Below are 17,822 nucleotides of genomic sequence, written 5' to 3' on the forward strand. Positions count from 1 at the left end.
GGCGTCTAAAGGGTGACGCCGTCGCCATAGCTTAGCACGCCGGCGGCGAGGCCACAGAGTGGGCGGTTTCGTGCGGTCAGCCGGCCTGTTTGCCGACGGCGACATGCCGTTCGACGATCGGCTCGGTGATCTGCACCGCTTTGCGGCCCTTGAAGGCGCCGGGCGACGCGTGGAACTTCTTGCGGCCCTCGACCGACACCACCAGTGGGGCGTGGATGTCTTTCTCGGTTGTGATGATGTCGCCGACTCGCAGGCCCACGAGGTCCGCCGTTGAGATCTGCGAGGTCGCCAGATCGACCGACAGCTCGACGATCGAATGACCCAACCGGTCGCTGATCTGCTGCACCGACTCCGGCGTCGAAGGCTTCTTGCTGTAAGTGACCCAGCTGTTGGCGCTGAGCTTGCCGCCGATCCGCTCGATCGAGTTGAACGGGATGCAGAGGTTCATCATGCCGCGGACGTCGCCGATCGTCAGCTCGAAGCTGATTAGCACGATCACTTCGTTCGGCGGCACGATCTGCACGAGCTGCGGGTTGCTCTCGACGTGATCGATCTCCGGCGAGAGCTCGATCACGTTCATCCACGCGATCTTGATCTCGTTAAGGAAGAGCGACGTCACGCGGCTCGCCAGACGCAGTTCGATCTCGGTGAGCGGCCGCCGCGCGGGGTTCGACGCGTCGGCCGTGCCGCCGAGCAAGCGGTCGATGATCGGGAACAGCAGCGACGGGTTGATGTCGAGGATCAACTGACCTTCGAGCGGCGGGGCGTTGATCAGGTTGAAGCAGGTGGGGTTCTCGAGGCTAAAGACGAACTCGCTGTAGGTGAGTTGGTCGACGCTCGTGAGCTTCACCTCGACGATGGTTCGCAGCAACGCCGAGAGGGCGGCGCCGTAGTTACGGCTGAAACCCTCGTGCATCGTCTGGAGCGCGCGCATCTGCTCTTTGCCGACGCGCTCGGGACGCTTGAAGTCGTAGGTGGTGACCTTCTCGGTCGGCGCCGGCAGCGGCGCGATTGTCGGAACAATCCCCTGGCCGCCGAACGAGACCGGCTGCGAAGACGGCGCGGGCTGGGTAACGGCCGCTTTTGACGCCGCTTTGGACTCCGCCTTCTTCGGCGCAGCCGGGGCCGCCTTGCCGAGCAGGCTCTCGATCTCGTCTTGGCTGAGGACTTCGTCGGACACGGGTCGCTGCGCGACAGAGGCTAGATGATAGAGGCTAGAGGCTAGGCAATTGCCGACAACATTGCACGGTCAGTTGTGCCGCCCCGGCCCGCGCAGCCCTCTCGTAGGCCGTCTGCTAGCAAACCTCTAGCCTCTGATTTGTCCCGTCCCCGTCACCACGTACTTGTACGTCGTCAACTCGTCGACGCCGCAGGGGCCGCGGGCGTGGAACTTGTCGGTGCTGATGCCGATCTCGGCGCCGAGACCGAACTCGCCGCCGTCGTTGAAGCGGGTGCTAGCATTGACGACGACCGCAGCGCTATCCACCGCGGCTGTAAACCGCTGGGCCGAGGCCAGGTCGGTTGTGACGATGGCGTCGGTGTGGTGCGAGCCGTAGCGGTTGATGTGGTCAATCGCCGCTTCGAGCGAATCGACCACTGCGGCGGAGATGATCGGCCCGAGGTACTCGGCGCCGAAGTCTTGCTCGCTCGCCGGCTTCGCGGTTGGCACGAGCTTGCGGACACGCTCGTCGCCGCGGACCTCGACGCCCGCGTCCGTTAGCGCCTTAGCGACCCGGGGCAGCAGCCGCTCGGCGGCGTCGGCGTGCACCAGCAGCGACTCGGCCGCGTTGCAGACGCCGTAACGGTGCGTCTTGCTGTTGAGCGTGATCCGCTCGGCGAACTCCGGGTCGGCCGACGCGTCGAGGTAGACGTGGCAGTTGCCGTCGAAGTGCTTGATGACAGGCATCGTCGCCTCGGCCGCGACGCGGCGGATGAGGCCCTCGCCGCCACGCGGGATCGCCACGTCGATGAAGTCGTTCATCGACAGGAAGTGGCCCACCGCCTCGCGGTCGGTGGTGCTCACTAGCTGCACAGCGTCTTCGGGGAGGCCGATCTCTTGTGCGGCTTGGGCGAGCAGATCGACGATCGCCTGCGACGAATGGATCGCTTCCTTGCCGCCGCGGAGGATGACGGCGTTGCCCGCCTTCACGCAAATCGCCGCGGCGTCGGCGGTGACGTTGGGTCGCGACTCGTAGATGAAAAAAACCACGCCCAGCGGCGCCCGCACCTTGTCGATCCGCAGACCATTGGGCCGCACCGTCGAGTCGATCACCGCGCCGATCGGGTCGCGGAGCGCCGCCACTTCTTCGAGCGCCGCAGCGATCGACTCAATGCGTTCGGGCGTCAGCCGCAGGCGGTCAATCGCGGCGTCGGTGAGGCCGTAGCCCGGCGCCGCGTCGAGGTCGAGCTGGTTCGCTTCGGCGAGCCGCTCTGAGCTGGCGCGGAGCAGTTCGGCCGACCGCAGCAGCCACGCAATCTTCACCTCGCCGAGCACTGTGGCGAGGGCGGCGGAGGCGCGTTTGGCGCGCTGAGCGACGTCACGGCAGTAAGCGGCTAGGTCTTTCACGGCGGGGGTGTCGAGAAGGGACATAACGGTTCTTGCAGACTTTGAAAGCGAATTCCTCCCATTATCGCCGATGTGGTGGCTAAAACCAACAACCAAATGGGAAACGTCTATGCGAGCCGGGAAGCGTAAGCTCCCGGAGTTGCAGCGAGTACCAGACACACTCCGGGCGCTGACGCTTACGGCTCGCTAGAAGCAACCGCGTGGAACGCCTTCAGCGCCTCGACGGTTAGCCGGACGTCGTGGACGCGGATCACTTGCACCCCTTGTGAAGCGAGCCACAGGGACACGCCGAGCGTCGCGGCGGTTCGGTCGGCGGTCGGGTCGCCGAGGACCTCGCCGAGGAACCGCTTGCGAGAATGCCCTACGAGCAGCGGGCAGCCCAACTCGTGGAACTCGCCGATCCTCCGCAGCAACTCGAGGTTGTGCGCGCCGTTCTTGCCGAAGCCGATCCCCGGATCGAGCAAGATGCGATCGCGGCTAACGCCGGCGACTTCGAGCGCGTTGCGCCGCTCGGCCAAGTAGCCCATCACCTCGCCGACGACGTCGTCGTATTGCGGGTTGTCTTGCATCGTCCGCGGCGTGCCCCGCATGTGCATGACGCAAACGCGGCAATCGCTCGCAGCAACGACATCGAGCATCTCTGCGTCACCCGCCAGGCCCGTGATATCGTTGATGAGGGTAGCGCCGGCAGCCAATGAATCGCGCGCGACAACGGCCTTGCTGGTGTCGATCGAGATCGCAACGTCGGACTGCGCCGCAACCCGCTCGATCACCGGCACGACACGCCGCAACTCTTCATCGACCGAAACGGACTCAGCGCCGGGACGGGTGCTCTCACCGCCAATGTCGAGGATCGCCGCGCCTTCGGCAGCGAGTTGCAGTGCGTGTTCAACCGCGTGGTCGGCGTCGAAGAACCGCCCGCCATCCGAGAACGAATCGGGCGTCACGTTGACGACACCCATGACAACTGGGATTGAGCGGTCCATACACGACGAGCATAGAAAGGCAGAGGTCTCAAGCGAACCGCATCTTGGCAAGCCGTGACCCTCAAAACTCCGCCGATCCCGGCGTGCGGGGGAAGGGGATCACGTCGCGGATGTTCGCCATCCCCGTGACGTACTGCACCATCCGCTCGAGGCCCAGCCCGAAGCCGGCGTGCGGGACGGTGCCGTAGCGCCGCAAATCGGCGTACCACCAGTAGTCGGCCGGGTTGAGTCCTTGCTCCGCCATACGCGTTTCCAGCATGTCGAGGCGGTGCTCGCGCTGGCTGCCGCCGATGATCTCGCCGACGCCCGGCACGAGCACGTCCATCGCCCGCACTGTCAGGCGCCCTTCGGTGTCCGGCTCGTTCACGAACATGTAAAACGGCTTGATTGACGCCGGGTAATCCGTCAGCACCACCGGCCCTTTGAAGTGCTTCTCGGTAAGCCAACGCTCGTGCTCGGCTTGCAGGTCGGTCCCCCACTCGACGGGGTACTCGAACTTCTCGGCTGAGCCTGCAAGCAGCGTGATGGCTTCGGTGTACGGCAATCGTGTGAAGGCGCCGCTCTGTAAGCCTTCGAGCCGCTCCAGCACCGTCTTGTCGATGTGCTGCTGGAAGAGTGCGAGGTCCTCTTGGCAATCGGCGAGCACGTCGTTGACGATTCGCTTCAAGAAACGCTCGGCGAGGTCGATGTTGTCGGTCAGCTCGAAGAACGCCGCCTCGGGCTCGACCATCCAGAACTCGGCCAGATGGCGCGACGTATTGGAGTTCTCGGCGCGGAACGTCGGGCCGAACGTGTACACCTTGCCCAGCGCGCTGGCGTAGATCTCGCCTTCGAGCTGTCCTGACACGGTCAGGTACGCCGGCCGTCCGAAGAAGTCCTTCGCGTTGTCGATCGCGCCCTTGTCGTCGCGCGGCGGGTTGGCCATGTCGAGCGTCGTGACGCGGAACATCTCGCCGGCGCCTTCGCAGTCGCTGGCGGTGATGATCGGCGTATGAACGTAGAAGAAGCCGTCCTCATGAAAGAAGTCGTGGATCGATTTCGAAACGCGGTGCCTAACTCGCATCACGGCGCCGATCGCGTTGGTCCGCGGCCGCAGGTGGGCCCACTCACGCAGCTTCTCGAGCGAGTGCCGCTTCTTCTGTAGTGGATAGGTCTCGGGCTCGGCCCAGCCGTGAACGGTGATCGACTCGGCGCGCAGCTCGGCCGCCTGCTCGCCGCCGGCGGAGGCGACAATCTCCCCAGTAACGGTGACGCTGCACCCCGCCGTGAGGTGCTTCACCTCGCTCTCGTAGTTCGCGATCTCCGCCGGCGCGATCACCTGCAGATTGCCGAGGCAGGTGCCGTCGTTCACTTCGACGAAAGAAAAGCCCCCTTTTGAGTCACGCCGCGTACGGACCCAGCCCTGCACCTTAGCGGCGGCGCCAATCGCGCCGGCAAGCCGGGCTTCCTTGACCGACAACTTCTTCATGGCGTCGTTTTTGATAAAGGGGATAGGGGGATGTTGGTGATAGGGGGGATCGCAAGCGAATAGGGAACCAGGCTGTGAGATCGAGACGCTATCGGCGTGGTGGGCGTTTGACGTGCTGTTTGGGGATAACCGGCCAGCCGCTACGCGGCTGGCAAACAATCTCCGACGGCGTCTCGATGCGCTCATTACGTCAGTTGGGTTTGGTGGGAGGGAGACCGAACCGTCCGCTTGCGATCCCCCCTATCACCAACATCCCCATTATCTCCTTTCCCGAAGGCCCGCGTTTTCAGCCATCACGCTGCGAATTAGGTGCTGAGATTCTATCTTCGCGTCTCAGGGCAGCGCCGACGAGGGGCGTTCTCGGGTTGAACCGCTGGCGCCAGCAGGCGATAACCTTCCCGGGCCCCCCGGCCCCCTCGTTGCTTCTCAAGACGGATGATCTATGTCTGCGCCCGCTACCGAGACCGTCGTCGATAACCGCCCCTGGTTCCGGCAGTTGACCGCCTACCACTGGTTCGTGTTCGTTGTCGCGTCGCTGGCGTGGTTCTTCGACTGCCTCGACCAGCGTCTGTTCTCGCTCGCGCGGGTCGCCGCTATCGCTGAGTTGAGCCCCGCCGACGCCACCGCCGGCCAGGTGCAGGACCTCAGCAAGATCGTTACCGCGGTCTTCCTCGTCGGCTGGGGCATCGGCGGGCTGATCTTTGGAGCCATGGGCGATCGCTACGGCCGCGCGCGGATGCTCACCATCACCGTGCTCATCTACTCGGTCTGCACCGGCGCCAACTTCTTCAGCCAGAATGTCTGGGAGTTTGGGCTGTTTCGATTTCTCACGGGATTGGGAGTGGGAGGGGTGTTCGGGCTCGCGGTGGCGCTGATCGCCGAGACCGTCCCGTCAGGCGCCCGAGCCGGCGCGCTCGGCATGCTGCAGATTCTCTCGACAATCGGCAACGTGACGTCGGTGTTCGTCAAGCAACAGATCGACGCGCTCGAGATCGCCGGCACGATCGAGATGGGCCAAGGGTGGCGCTACATGTTCTTGGTCGGAGCCGTCCCCGCGGTGCTGGTCGTGTTCATCCAGCTGTTCCTCAAAGAGCCCGAGTCTTGGCTCCGCGCAAAGGAGGCGGGGACGCTTCCCAAGGGGGCGATCATCGCCCCGTACGCCGATCTGTTGGCGGAGTCGCGATGGCGGCGAAACCTGGTCGTAGGCTCGCTGATTGCCTCGGCGGGCGTCATCGGCCTGTGGGCGATCGGCGAGTATGCGACCGACTTGCAGAAAGTCGTCTTTGATGACTACTACAGCGCACAAGGACTCGAAGGCGCCGAACTAGCCAAGACCGTCAAGGACGCACGCGGCTGGGCGTTCCTCGCTCAAATGCTCGGCGCCGCGCTGGGCATGTGGGTCTTCACGCAGATGGCGACCCGTCTGGGCCGCAAGCCGGCCTTCGCGATCGGCTTTACCTTGGCGCTGGTGGTGACGGCCTACAGCTACCTCTACATGGAGACGCCCACCGACGCGTACTGGATGATGCCGCTGATGGGCGCGACGCAGCTCGGTCTCTTCGCCGGATACGCGATCTACCTACCGGAGTTGTTCCCTAGCCGCCTGCGGAGCACCGGCACGAGCTTCTGTTACAATCTGGGCCGCTTCGCCGCAGCCGGCGGGAGTTTCGTCTCGGCGTGGATCGCCGCCCAGATGTTCGGCCAGTACGACTCCCCCCTCCGCGAGCGCTACGCCGCCGTAGCGATGTGCGCGATCTTCCTGGTGGGCCTCGCCGCCCTCCCCTTTGCGCCCGAAACGAAAGACCAACCCCTGCCGGAGTAGTCTTCATTGCGGTGAGTTTTGGAAAGGAGATGAGGGGAGGTTGGTGATAGGGGGGATCGCAAGCGGTCGTTTAACCGTTTGCGTAAGGGACGCTTGTCCGCCGTAGAACGCGAGTCGTAATACCGTTGGAGGTAAACGAGCAGCCGCTATGCGGCTGGCGATCAAAATCCCCAATGGTTTCTCGATGCGCTCTCTACGAAGGCAGACCTGAGGATAAGAGGGATCGCAACCGTCCGCTTGCGATCCCCCCCTATCACCAACATCCCCCTATCCCCTTCTCCTGGTTAGATCCCCTGCGCGGCCAACCAGCGCTCCGCGTCGAGGGCCGCCATGCAGCCGGTTCCGGCGGCGGTGCAGGCTTGGCGGTAGTAGTCGTCCGACACGTCGCCCGCGGCGAAGACGCCCTCGACGCTCGTGTTGGTGCGGAACGGCACGGTCCACTTCAAGTAGCCCTTCTCGTTCATCTCGAGTTGGCCCTTGAGGAACTTCGTGTTGGGCGTGTGGCCGATGGCGACAAACATGCCAGCGGCGTCCATGTCGCGGTCGGGCTCGCCGACGGTCGAAGTAAGTTTCACGCCCGTCATCCCCTTCTCGTCGTCGCCGTAGACCTCGCTGACCTCGGTGTTCCACACCAGCTCGATCTTCGGGTTCTTCTCGGCGCGCTCGGCCATGATCTTCGACGCCCGCAGCGCATCGCGACGGTGGACCAAGAAGACCTTCTCGGCGTGCTTGGTGAGGTAGTCCGCTTCCTCGACGGCCGAGTCGCCGCCGCCCACCACCACCAACGGCTTGTTGCGGAACCGCGGCAACGCCCCGTCGCAGACCGCACAGGCGCTGACGCCGCGGTTCTTGAATCGTTCCTCCGACTCCAGGCCGAGGTAGTTCGCGCTGGCGCCGGTGGCGATGATGACCGAGTGGGCTTCGATCTCCTGGACCTCACCCGTCGAGCCGGCGCTCTTGAGCTTGAACGGCCGTTGGCTGAAATCGACTTCGGCGATGTCGTCGGTGACGATCCGGGTGCCGAAGTTCTTGGCCTGCTGGCGCATCAGGTGCATCAGCTCGGGGCCGCTGACGCCCTGCTTGTGGTGCATGTCGGCGAGCCAGCTGTGCTCCTCGTCGAGCGCGCTCTTGAGGTAACCCGAAAGGTCGCCGGCGGGCCAGCCGGGGAAGTTCTCGACCTCGGTCGTCAGCGCCAGCTGCCCCAGCGGGAGGGTGCCCGATTGACGGTTTTCCTCGCTGATGGCGCCCTCGAACACCAGGGGGTTCAGGTTCGCACGGGCGGCGTAAACAGCGGCGGTCCAGCCGGCGGGGCCGCTACCGATGATGACAACGTGTTCGGGCACGGGAGCAAATCCTTGAGAATGATCGCGACGCGGAGGCGGGGACTACGGCCGTCGGCCGAGGGGGGGTAGACCCCCGAGTATAGTGGCCTCTTCGGCGATCGGGAACGTACGCCTACAGCACCAAAACCGCATAGAACGCATGCATCCCACGCATCGCCGCATCCCCAACGATGCGTTTGAGCCGTGGGCGCGAGCCCTCGGTGCACGGCGCGAAATGACTTCAGCCACAAAAAGGCACAGAGAGCACAAAGGCTTAGCTTCACAAGCAATCTCCGACCTAGAGACAGTCCGTTTGTGACCCTTGTGCCTTTTTTTGGTCCCCCTTGCTGCGCGCCAGGTATCGGTGGGCTAGGACGGCCGGCGCCCACGGCTCAGACGCTACTGGGTGGTGGGCTAAACGCCAGCGCCGCGACGTGCTCCATGTCGATCGCCAGCGGTTCGACCCAGCAGCGGTCGATCCCCAGCTCGTTTCCTGGCAGCCCCGTCGCCCAGCCGGCGCCTTCGGCCGGCGTCAGCACCTTCGGCAGCGACTCGCCGACGCCAACGCCCACAAGCTTCAGCGCCGCTTCCTTCATCGTCCAAGTACGGAAGAACTCGGCGAGTGGTTCCGGCGCCGCGGCGATGCGGGCGACCTCGTCCGCATGGAACCAACGCTCCGCAAGCGCCGTGGCGTTCTTTATCGGCCGGATCCGCTCGACATCGACGCCAACCGGCGCATCGGCAAACGCGCATAACGCAAGGTCGCCCGTGTGCGCGACGTTGAATTGAACGCCCTCTGCCGCGGGCTTGCCGTTGGGGCCGTAGCGAAAGGCGACATCCGCCGGCGCCACGCCGATCCGCTCGCCAAGGCGCTCGCGCAATCGCCCCCGCGCAACGATGAACCGCCGCCGCGGCTCCTCCCGCACAAACGCCGCCGCGCGGACGCGTTCATCCTCGCTAAGAAGAGCGAACAGCGAATCAACCACCTCGGCGGGTTCGCTAAGCGACCAAGTCGCGACAGCGATTGCATTTCCCTCGTCCCCCGTCCCCCGTCCCCCCTCTCCTGTCATATCGGCCTCATCAAAAGCTATCCGCCTCACGATACGCAGCCAACAACGCCTCATCCCCTTCGCGGCCGCCCTTGCTCTTCCCGTGCTCCATCCCAATGATCCCGTCGAAGCCCTTCGACTTGATGAACTTGAACACGTTGCGGTAGTTGATCTCGCCGGTGCCGGGTTCGTTGCGGCCCGGGTTGTCGCCCGATTGGAAGTAGCCGATCTCGTCCCACGCCATCTCCATGTTGGGGATCAGGTTCCCTTCCTGGATCTGCTGGTGATAGATGTCGAACAAGATCTTGCAAGACGGGCTATCGACCGCGCGGCAGATCTCGTAGCCCTGCGCGATCTTCCGCAAGAAGAGCCCCGGGTGGTTCGTCCACCAGTTGAGCGGCTCGAGCACCATCACGAGGCCGTGCGGCTCGAGCACTTCGGCGCAGCGCCGCAAGAGGTCGACGCACCGCGCCGTCTGATAGCCCTCTTCGAGTCGGTTGTTGTACGCGCCGGGCACGACCGTCATCCACTTCGCGTTGACGCGCTTGGCGACCTCGATCGACCGGCGGACCTCTTCGACCGCTTCGTCTTGGAGCTTCTTGTCGCTGCCGGTGAACGACAGCTTGCCGAACGATCCGATCCCGTAGGCGACGAAAACGCCCATGCGGATGTCGAGCCGCTCCATCGCCTTAGCGAGCCGCTCCTGCTCCTCGACCGGGAAGCCCGCCATGCCGTTCTCTTCCCAATCGCGGAAGCCGACCGACGCGGCGTACTCCAGCTGCGCGACGCGGTCCTTGCCGGCCACGTTCTCGAACAGCCCGAAGTGCGGCGCGTAGCCGAGCTTGAAGGGCTTGTTGTCCGCGGACGAAGCGTCGTCGGCCGAGGCGGTGGCGAAGGTCGTAGCCGCCGCAGTCGCGGCCCCGGCAGCAGTTAGGAAGTCGCGGCGCTTCATCGGTGCAATCTCGGGCGGTGAAGAGGAGGGGGTCGAGAGGCATGCCATGATAATTGCCGGCAAGACGAAAAGGGCAGGGGCGCCGAAGAAGCCAATAAGCAGAGAATCGCGAAGCGATCCAGTATTCCCCCTCTCTTTCAGGGAGGGGCTAGGGGAGGGTCGGCGGCATCCGGCGCACCCACGCTAATTTGGCTGGTCGATTTCGCATCGTCGGTACACAGCCCGCATACTACCGGATACGTCCTCACCCTCCCCTAGCCCCTCCCTAAAAAGGAGGGGAACATGGGCGCCGCCTATGGCGTCGAGGGTTCGCTGACTTCGGCCGCTTTCTGTTGCGGTTCAACTGCCGCCTTCTCAGCCGGCTGCGGGCCGCGCCACACCGCCCCCAACCACTGCGAGAAGACGATCCCCGCCGCGATGGCGACCATCGTTAGCACCGGCCATTTAACCCGCTGAAGACGCGGCGACAACTCTTCGTTCTTCGTTTCCATATCATCCCAGCCGCTTGCGGCTTAGCGGCGGCTCCGACCCGCGCCCCATTACAACTTAGGCCAAGCCCCCGTGATCGCCAGCGTCATCCCCGCCGTCTGCAAGTTCACGAACAGCGTCGAGCCGTCGGGGCTGAACGTCACGCCGGCGAACTCACCCTTCACATGGTTGTGCGCCAGCGTATAGCACTCGCCGGCCGGCGTCACGCCGACCAGCCGCACGACGTCCTCTTGCCGATCCTCGCAAACCACCAGATCGCCCCACGGCGCCGCCGTAAGGTTGTCGGCGTTTTGGATCAGCCGTGAATCGTTCGGTTCGAGGAACAACTCGAGCACGCCCGGCTCGGTCTTCTCGCCCGACTGCCCTTCAACCGAACTCGGCGTGTACTTCCAGATCTGTCCGATCCGCTTCACGCCGCCGGAGGTACAGGCGAAGTAGATCGACCCACTCGTGTCGTCGCCGACGTGCCACATCCCCTCGCCGCGCGCGAACCGCGCGGCGCCCTTCGCGAACGCCCGCTTCCGCAAGTCGTCGTCGGGCGCTTCGGGGTGATCGAGATCGACCCACTCGACCTCGAAACGATCCCCCACCGAAACGTCGTGCGACTCCCAGTTGCGAGTGTCGAGCGCCTGGTTGCCGCGGACCTTGAGCGCTTGCAGCTTGCCGCCGGCAACGAGCTTCCCGGGCTGGCCGTCTTTGCCGGGCTGGTCGGGCAAGAACCGATAGACGCCGCTTTCGTCGATGTCTTCGGTCTCATAAACAGCGCCCGAGCGCGGATCGACCGCGATCGCCTCGTGCCGCATCCGGCCCATCGCCACCAGCGGAATTGGGTCGGCAAGCTTCGCGTCGGCCGTTGCCGGGACTTCGAAGCAGTAGCCGTGCTCCTTCGCAACCGTGAAGGTGTCCTCCGTGTCGAGCAAGAAGCCGGGCTTATCGACGGTCTCTTCGCACGTGACCCAACTCCCCCACGGCGTTGGCCCGCCCGCGCAGTTGCGCTCGGTGCCGGCGAGGCTCTGGAACTGCCGCACCACGCGCTGGTTCTTTGTGTCGTAGACGACGGTCGAGGTTCCCCCGACGCCCGGCGTGCGCCCCGCGCCGTCGTCGTAGAAGCGGCTCAGCAGGCTCTTGTCGAGGCGTTCGTAGTTCGCGCCGAACGGCCCGTCGTCGCCGGGCTTCGTCTCGTGGTTGCGAACGAGGATCGTCAGACCCTCCGGCCCGGCGAACGTCGCCATGCCATCCGGCGCGCCGGACACCAACAGCCCGTCGTCCATCACGTCCCCCGTGCGGCTGACGACGCGGTAAGAGAACCCGGCCGGCAAGTCGAGTAGGCCCTTCGGGTCCGCCACCAAGTCGCCAAAGCCCACCGCGCCACGCGTCGCCGCCGCCCGCGCCAGCGACGGATGAATCGCCATCCGCAGCCCAGCAAACCCTGCGGCAAACGCAGCGGACGAACGCAAGAACTCACGACGAGAGGCGGGCATGACAGCGCGGGGCATCAAGGCAGGGCGGTGGAGGGGCGCTCAGTATAACTGGGATCCGTGACCACTCCGTGATTCTGAAAGAGAGACTTTAGACAGCAGCCGCGTTAAGCGAGAATGAAGAGCCGTGATTCGGCTGTGGGAGGCGTCTCCAGAAGCCGATGAGGGCATCCATTCCGATACGGCATGGTGCACGAAATCGGGGTCTGGAGACCCCTCCCACATCGAGGGAGACCCCGCCCACATCGAGAAGGCCCTTCGTGCTTCTTGTGCATTCTCGTGGCCCACTCAACCGCCCAGCGCCCGACCCAACCACTCCGAAGTCGGCCCCGTCCCTTTCGCGGCCACATGCTCCGGCGTCCCCGCCGCGACGATGCGGCCGCCGCCCGCGCCGCCGTCGGGTCCGAGATCGATGATCCAGTCCGCGACACGCATGACATCGAGGTGATGCTCGATCACCAGGACCGTCGCGCCCGCATCGACGAGCCGCCCCAGCACACCGAGCAATCGACGTACGTCGTCGGCGTGCAACCCCGTCGTCGGCTCGTCGAGCAGGTAGAGCGTCCGCGCCGGCACGCCCCCCTTGCTCGAACCACCCAACTCCGCGGCGAGTTTCACCCGCTGCGCTTCGCCGCCCGAGAGCGTGTTCGCCGGTTGACCAAGCGACAAGTAACCAAGGCCCACCGCGACGAGCGCCTCGAGCGGCGCGTGGATCGCCGGCGTCTCGGTGAACAGGGGCAAGACCTCTTCGAGCGGCCGCGTTAACAGGTCGGCGACCGTCAGGCCCTTGTAGCGCACCGCGAGCGTCGCCCGGTTAAACCGCGCGCCGCGGCACGCGTCGCACGTCACGTAGAGGTCGGGCAAGAAGTTCATCTCGATCTTCCGCTGCCCCTGCCCCTGGCACTCGTCGCAACGGCCGCCTTGCACGTTGAAACTGAACCGGCTCGGCTTGTAGCCGCGCTGCCGCGACAACTTCGTCTTGGCGAGCAGCTTACGGACCTCGTCGAAGACCCCCGTGTAGGTCGCGGCGTTCGAGCGCGGCGAGCGGCCGATCGGCGATTGGTCGATCTCGACGAAGCGGTCGAGGTGCTCGACGCCTTCGAGCGCTGTGTGTGGCCCGGGCTTCGCGCCGGCGCCGCTGAGCTTGCGGGCGAGCGCCCGCGCCAGCGTGCCGACGACGAGCGACGTCTTGCCGCTCCCGCTGACGCCGCTGACGCAGACCAGCTTTCCGAGCGGCAACTCGAAGTCGTCGCCGCGCAGGTTGTGCAGCGTCGCGCCGCGCAGCGCGAGCGTCGGTTCGGGGCACGTGGCGACGGCTTTGCCGTTGAGCCTGGTGGTGATGCGGCGCTCGGTTGGCGTCGCGATCCGTTCGGCGCCCGACAGGTAGCGTCCCGTCACCGACTCGGCGCACGCGGCGATGTCGGTCGGCGTCCCTTCGGCGACGAGATAACCACCCCGCGCGCCGGCGCCGGGGCCGATGTCGATGACCCAGTCGGCGGCGCGGATCACCTCTTCGTCGTGCTCGACGACGATCACCGTGTTGCCCTGCCGGCGCAGGTCGCGGATCGCGTCGAGCAGTCGGTCGTTGTCGCGCGGGTGCAGGCCGATCGATGGCTCGTCGAGCAGGTACATGACGCCGACGAGCCCGCTGCCGACGCCCGTCGCCAGCCGAACGCGTTGCAGCTCCCCGCCCGAGAGCGTGTCGGCCGAACGCTCGAGCGTCAGGTAACCGACGCCCGCTTTGTCGAGGAACGCCAGCCGCCGATGGATCTCACGCACCAGCGGCTCGGCGATCGGCAACCGGTCCGCCTCGAAGGCGGCGCCATCGACCAGGCCCGCGAACCACTGGGTCGCCTCGCTGATCGGCATTGCGCCGACGTCGAAGATGCGCTGGTCCGCGATGCGGCACGCCCGGCCCTCGGGCCGCAGGCGGGTCCCTTCGCAATCGGGGCAGCGGATCGCGTCGCGGAAGGCGTCGAGCTTGCCACGCGCGTCGTCCTTCTTGGTGGCGAGCCGTTCCTCTTCCAGGTGCAGCAGCACGCCCGCAAAGCTCTTGCCGTCGCCGGTGAGCAGCTTCTGCACGCCGCCGCGCGGCCAGTCGGCGAGCGGCGTGTCGATCGTCACCTTCAGCGAAGTCAGCAGCGGCTCCACGATGTCGAAGCGCTTCTTCCGCCCCGCGTCTGTCGCCGACCGCCACGGCGCGACGGCGCCTTCGGCGAGCGATTTCGATAAGTCGGGCACAACCAGTTCGGGGTCGAACGCCTCGACAACGCCCATGCCGTCGCACCCCGGGCAAGCGCCGTACGGGCTGTTGAAGCTGAAGGTCCGCGGCTCGACCTCGGCGACGCCCACTTTGCAGTCGGGGCAAGCGTAGCGGGTGTTGAAGAGCCGCTCTTCCCAACCGCTCTGGGCGTTGTAAGCCGCCGCGCCATTGGCGCCGCTGGTCGCGGCCGCCGCTTTTGCCTCGGGCGTCTGATAGACGATCCGCACGACGCCGTCGCCGTGCTTGATCGCTAGCCGCACCGACTCGGCGAGCCGGGTGTCGATCCCTTCGCGGATCACGATGCGATCGACGACCGCCTCGATGTCGTGCAGCTTCTGCGCGGTCAGCTCCGGGACGTCCTCGATCGGATAGGCGAGCCCGTCGATCCGCAGCCTGACGAAGCCCGCCTTGCGCGCGGTCTCGATCACCTCGGCGTGTTTGCCTTTGCGGCCGTGGATCAGCGGCGCCAAGAGCATCGCGCGCGAATCGACCGGCAGCGCCGCCACTGCTTGCTCGATCTCGCTGGACGACTGCTGCGTGATCGGCTGGTCGCATTCGGGACACGCCATCGACCCGGCCCGCGCGAACAAGAGCCGCAGGTAGTCATGGACCTCGGTGATGGTGCCAACGGTGCTCCGCGGGCTATGCGACCCCTGGCTTTGATCGACCGCAACGGCCGGCTGCAACCCATCGATACGATCGACGTCGGGCCGCTCGCGCTGTTGAAAGAACTGCCGCGCGTAAACGCTCAGCGAGTCGATGTACTGGCGCTGCCCCTCGGCCAGCAGCGTGTCGAAAGCCAGCGAGCTCTTGCCACTGCCGCTGACGCCGGTGATGACAACGAGCTTGTTACGCGGGATGTCAACATCAACGCTACGCAGGTTATGCACCCGCGCCCCACGAATGCGAATCGCGCCGCCGGTCAACGCTCCGTTAGTCCGGGAGCCGGCGACGTCCCTCATCGGGGAGCCCGTCGTCGGAGTGTCGTCCAAGGCGTCAATCACAGGCGTGGCGGCGTCGCTAGCGGCGAGGACTCCCCCTACAGACCCCGCGGCCCGCTGGGTAATCCGGTTAGGGTACCGCGCCGTGGCTAGATGCTCAAACTCCTGTCGCTAAACCGGGGGCTAAGGCCCCGCGGCTGGTAAGCCCTTCGCCAGGAAAAATCAGCCGGCACGCCTTAGCGTCCGGTTCTTTCGCTTTGCTTTTTCATTGCGGTGAATCTAACGAACGGTCCGCACAGCGGACCCTACAAGGCGAGCCGGACGCGTCCGCGACCGGAGTGAATCACAAGCAACGCCTGTCAGCAGCAGACCCTCACTCCGCCGCCAGATTCACCCGCACCAACTCCTTGTCGTTCCGCGCGAACACTGCCTTGTTCGCGAACGCCGGGTGGCTCCACAGCACGGGGCGGCCGAAGGCGTCGCCCGTGGGTTCCACCAGCGGTTGGCGTGCGATCTCTTCGTAGCCTGCGGGCGTCAGCCGCGCGAGGATCAGGTGGCCCGTCTCGCTGGTGAGCCAGTAACGATCGGTCTCGCCTTGGCGGACGACGAACACCGTGCCGTGCCGCGCGCGGTCGCGGCCTTCTTTGCCGAATGTCGGCTTTTGCGTCTCCCAGAGACGCTCACCGTTCTCGGGGTCGATCGCCACGAGCGAACTGCCGTTCGCTTCGACGGCGTAGATTGCCTGGCCATCGGGTCCGGCGATCGGCGAGGCGTTCGCCGATGACGCCGATGTCTTCGGCGTCCCCGACCATACGACCTCGGGCTCGCCTCCCCCATCCGGGACGGAGAAGAAGACCGACGGCCCGCCGTACCCCGTCACGAACAGCCGATCGCCCATCGGCAACGGCTGCGCGATCGACATGCCGTACGACGGCTCGATCGGCACACTCCACAGCACCTCGCCCGTCGCCGGGTCGAGACCGCAGACCGCTTCGGGGTCGAAGACCACCAGCACCTTCTTGCCGTCGTGCTCGATCATCGACGGCGGGCAATAGCCCACCTCATTCTTCATCAATGGCGTCGACAGCGCCCGCCACTTCTCTTCGCCGGTGAGCTTGTCGAAAGCAACAACGACACTCCCTTCACCACCGACGAGACAATACAGCGTGTCGCCGTCCACCAGCGGGTGCGACGAGTGCCCCCACAGCGGCGTCGGCGCCTTGAAGTCGTCAACAAAGCTCTTCTTCCAGACGACCGAACCGTCGGCCGTCTTCAAACAGGCGAGGTCCCCTTCGGCGCCGAGGATGTAAACCCGCTCGCCATCAACGGTCGGCGTGCAACGCGGGCCGCTCGGGTACGAGATGAAGTAATCGCGGTCGTACTCATAGCGCCACAGCTCATCGCCGGTGTCGGCGTCGAGTTTGCGGAGGCGTTCGATACCCGTCAGCTTGTCGCGGTCGCCGGGCCGGTCGGTGACCTCGCCCTCCGTCTTCTCGTACTCGAACAGATACACAGCGCCGTCGGCGACCGCGGGGCCGGCATAGCCGTAATTCACGGGGATGCGCCAGACGTAGTCGAGCCCCTCCTCGGGGAGCGTCTCGACGAGACCTTCCGTACGCCAAACGCCATCACGCTCGGGCCCACGCCACTGCGGCCAATCGTCAGCGTCCGCGATAGCGGCGGACAGCAAGCAGGCAGGCGACAGCGCAAACCGCAAGAGCCAATCACGGACCATGGGCGGGAACTCCAAGAGGCGGGTCGAGTCAGGCTCACCCGAGGCGAGCCGATCGGCATCCTACGCAAGCCGGGACGATTTGGCTCGCCCCCGAACGGTGCGATGGCCAGAATCCGCCGCGAGTAACCAAATGCCGCTTTTGTGGCGGAGGCGCGTTTGTGTGGGGCTATTGTGGGAGGGGTCTCCAGACCCCGATGACGCGCACCATGCCAAATACGGTCAAGACACCGTAATCGGCGTCTGGAGACGCCTCCAACAAGCGAACTCGCTAGGTCTAGCGACGTGCCAGCCGCGAGTAGCCGAAGCCCAGCACGGTCGCCGCCGCTAGATCGCTGGCGAGCCACCACCGGGCCGTGTCCGGATCGGAAGATTGCCCGGAGAGGTGCAGCATCGCCGCCCATGCGACCGAGATCAGCAGCAAGTACATCGCCGCATGAAAGCGGCGGACAAAGCCGGCGACGATCGAGGGGTTCATCCCCCGTGGGAGGTCGTCCCCCTGGGCGGCGATCGCCTCACGCAGCCGCCGAGCGATGTCGGCGTCCGACCCGATCCCGATCAGGGCAAAGCTCGCCAGCAGCGGCCCCGAACCGCTCGACAGCGTGATCGCCACGCCGGTGATGCCAATCCCGATCCACCAAGGCGCAGCCTGGCTGATGCGGTCCGGCAGCGCGTCGGTATACGGGTGGTGCATGACTCCCAGCATAACGAGTCCCCCCGCCGAGGGCAAAAAACATCGAAAATCACCTGCGCC

At 65.6% G+C, this 17,822-nt stretch carries 13 protein-coding genes; 1 reads left to right on the forward strand and 12 read right to left on the reverse strand.

What is annotated here, in order from left to right:
• Nucleotides 1-76: 76 nt before the first annotated feature.
• The 4 genes from fliM to asnS all read right to left on the reverse strand — a co-directional run bounded on the left by fliM (nucleotide 77) and on the right by asnS (nucleotide 5,020).
• A complete protein-coding gene (gene fliM / locus Spa11_RS01965) occupies nucleotides 77-1,180 on the reverse strand; it encodes a flagellar motor switch protein FliM (protein ID WP_145106147.1) in 1,104 nt (367 codons plus the stop codon).
• 126 nt (nucleotides 1,181-1,306) lie between these two features.
• On the reverse strand, nucleotides 1,307-2,590 hold the full coding sequence (locus Spa11_RS01970) for a glutamate-5-semialdehyde dehydrogenase (protein WP_145106151.1): 1,284 nt from the start codon (nucleotides 2,588-2,590) through the stop codon (nucleotides 1,307-1,309).
• Between the two features lie 152 nt (nucleotides 2,591-2,742).
• The gene (gene folP, locus Spa11_RS01975; RefSeq protein WP_231933114.1) at nucleotides 2,743-3,552 is read right to left on the reverse strand and encodes a dihydropteroate synthase; all 810 of its coding nucleotides are present in this window, start codon (nucleotides 3,550-3,552) and stop codon (nucleotides 2,743-2,745) included.
• Between the two features lie 61 nt (nucleotides 3,553-3,613).
• Nucleotides 3,614-5,020 carry an asparagine--tRNA ligase gene (gene asnS / locus Spa11_RS01980; protein ID WP_145106155.1) on the reverse strand — a complete coding sequence of 469 codons (1,407 nt, stop codon included), beginning with the start codon at nucleotides 5,018-5,020 and terminating at the stop codon, nucleotides 3,614-3,616.
• A 442-nt stretch (nucleotides 5,021-5,462) separates the two neighbouring features.
• On the opposite strand from asnS, the gene Spa11_RS01985 reads away from it, so the two are divergent.
• Nucleotides 5,463-6,842 carry an MFS transporter gene (locus Spa11_RS01985; RefSeq protein ID WP_145106158.1) on the forward strand — a complete coding sequence of 460 codons (1,380 nt, stop codon included), beginning with the start codon at nucleotides 5,463-5,465 and terminating at the stop codon, nucleotides 6,840-6,842.
• A 284-nt stretch (nucleotides 6,843-7,126) separates the two neighbouring features.
• On the opposite strand, the gene Spa11_RS01990 is transcribed toward Spa11_RS01985, so the two are convergent.
• The 8 genes from Spa11_RS01990 to Spa11_RS02025 form a co-directional block, all read right to left on the reverse strand.
• Complete coding sequence (locus Spa11_RS01990; protein WP_145106163.1) at nucleotides 7,127-8,185, reverse strand: thioredoxin-disulfide reductase; 1,059 nt, start codon at nucleotides 8,183-8,185, stop codon at nucleotides 7,127-7,129.
• A gap of 371 nt (nucleotides 8,186-8,556) precedes the next feature.
• Nucleotides 8,557-9,264, reverse strand: a complete 708-nt coding sequence (locus tag Spa11_RS01995; RefSeq protein ID WP_231933117.1) for a 4'-phosphopantetheinyl transferase family protein — start codon at nucleotides 9,262-9,264, stop codon at nucleotides 8,557-8,559.
• On the reverse strand, nucleotides 9,245-10,165 hold the full coding sequence (locus Spa11_RS02000; RefSeq protein WP_145106169.1) for a hydroxypyruvate isomerase family protein: 921 nt from the start codon (nucleotides 10,163-10,165) through the stop codon (nucleotides 9,245-9,247). Before Spa11_RS02000 ends, Spa11_RS01995 begins: the two co-directional genes overlap by 20 nt.
• Nucleotides 10,166-10,458: 293 nt before the next feature.
• Nucleotides 10,459-10,656 carry a hypothetical protein gene (locus Spa11_RS02005; protein ID WP_145106172.1) on the reverse strand — a complete coding sequence of 66 codons (198 nt, stop codon included), beginning with the start codon at nucleotides 10,654-10,656 and terminating at the stop codon, nucleotides 10,459-10,461.
• A 48-nt stretch (nucleotides 10,657-10,704) separates the two neighbouring features.
• Entirely contained in the window at nucleotides 10,705-12,150 is a 1,446-nt protein-coding gene (locus Spa11_RS02010) for an alkaline phosphatase PhoX (RefSeq protein ID WP_145106177.1), read from the reverse strand.
• 270 nt (nucleotides 12,151-12,420) lie between these two features.
• The gene (uvrA, locus tag Spa11_RS02015; protein WP_231933119.1) at nucleotides 12,421-15,399 is read right to left on the reverse strand and encodes an excinuclease ABC subunit UvrA; all 2,979 of its coding nucleotides are present in this window, start codon (nucleotides 15,397-15,399) and stop codon (nucleotides 12,421-12,423) included.
• A gap of 310 nt (nucleotides 15,400-15,709) precedes the next feature.
• Complete coding sequence (locus Spa11_RS02020) at nucleotides 15,710-17,071, reverse strand: PQQ-binding-like beta-propeller repeat protein (protein WP_145106191.1); 1,362 nt, start codon at nucleotides 17,069-17,071, stop codon at nucleotides 15,710-15,712.
• A 274-nt stretch (nucleotides 17,072-17,345) separates the two neighbouring features.
• Entirely contained in the window at nucleotides 17,346-17,762 is a 417-nt protein-coding gene (locus Spa11_RS02025) for a hypothetical protein (protein WP_145106199.1), read from the reverse strand.
• Nucleotides 17,763-17,822 lie beyond the last annotated feature (60 nt).

The organism is Botrimarina mediterranea, from assembly GCF_007753265.1.
Taxonomy (GTDB): Bacteria; Planctomycetota; Planctomycetia; order Pirellulales; family Lacipirellulaceae; genus Botrimarina; species Botrimarina mediterranea.